Genomic DNA, 958 nt, shown 5'->3' with positions numbered 1-958 from the left:
TTCCCCTGGTGGGTTCCTCCGTTCCAAGGAAAGGGGGGGGGGGGGGGGGGGGTCTTCCCCCCCCCCCCCCCCGAAACCGCTCAGCTCGCGGCAGCGCTACGCGTCGACCTTCTCCATGATCTCGTCGCTGACGTCGAAGTTGGCGAAGACGTTCTGCACGTCGTCGCTGTCCTCGAGCGCGTCGATCAGCTTGAAGATCTTCTTGGCGCCCTCCTCGTCCAGCTCGACCTGGACGGACGGGAGGAAGCTGGAGTCGGCGGAGTCGTAGTCGATGCCGGCCTCCTGGAGGGCGGTGCGGACCGCGACCAGGTCGGTGGCCTCGCTGACGACCTCGAAGGACTCGCCGAGGTCGTTGACCTCCTCGGCACCCGCGTCCAGGACGGCGGTGAGGACATCGTCCTCGGACAGCTCGCCCTTGGGGACGATGACGACGCCCTTGCGGCTGAACATGTACGACACCGAGCCCGGGTCGGCCATGTTGCCGCCGTTGCGGGTCATGGCGACGCGGACGTCGGAGGCGGCGCGGTTGCGGTTGTCGGTGAGGCACTCGATGAGCACCGCGACGCCGTTCGGGCCGTAGCCCTCGTACATGATCGTCTCGTAGTCGGCGCCGCCGGCCTCGAGGCCACCGCCGCGCTTGACCGCGGAGTCGATGTTCTTGTTCGGAACGGACTGCTTCTTGGCCTTCTGGATGGCGTCGTAGAGGGTCGGGTTGCCCTCGATGTCCACGCCGCCCATGCGGGCCGCGACCTCGATGTTCTTGATCAGCTTCGCGAAGAGCTTGCCGCGCTTGGCATCGATCACGGCCTTCTTGTGCTTCGTCGTAGCCCATTTAGAGTGGCCGGACATCTGCCTGTCTCCTTCGCGTAACCCATCCAAACAACGAACGCGAGAGATCCTACAAGGACTCCGCCGTCCGGTTCGCGTGCACCATGTCGACGAACAGGCCGTGCACACG

At 66.0% G+C, this 958-nt stretch carries 1 protein-coding gene; it reads right to left on the bottom strand.

The features are described 5' to 3' along the window. Window positions 1-96: 96 nt before the first annotated feature. Window positions 97-849 (bottom strand): YebC/PmpR family DNA-binding transcriptional regulator, encoded by a 753-nt coding sequence (locus ACFU95_RS48940; protein WP_383843718.1) that lies wholly within the window; start codon window positions 847-849, stop codon window positions 97-99. Window positions 850-958 lie beyond the last annotated feature (109 nt).

Origin of the sequence: Streptomyces sp. NPDC057623 (genome assembly GCF_042800355.1) — a bacterium.
Lineage (GTDB): Bacteria > Actinomycetota > Actinomycetes > Streptomycetales > Streptomycetaceae > Streptomyces.
Note: the sequence above shows the minus strand (reverse complement) of the source record. Positions and strands in the feature narration are given on the sequence as shown.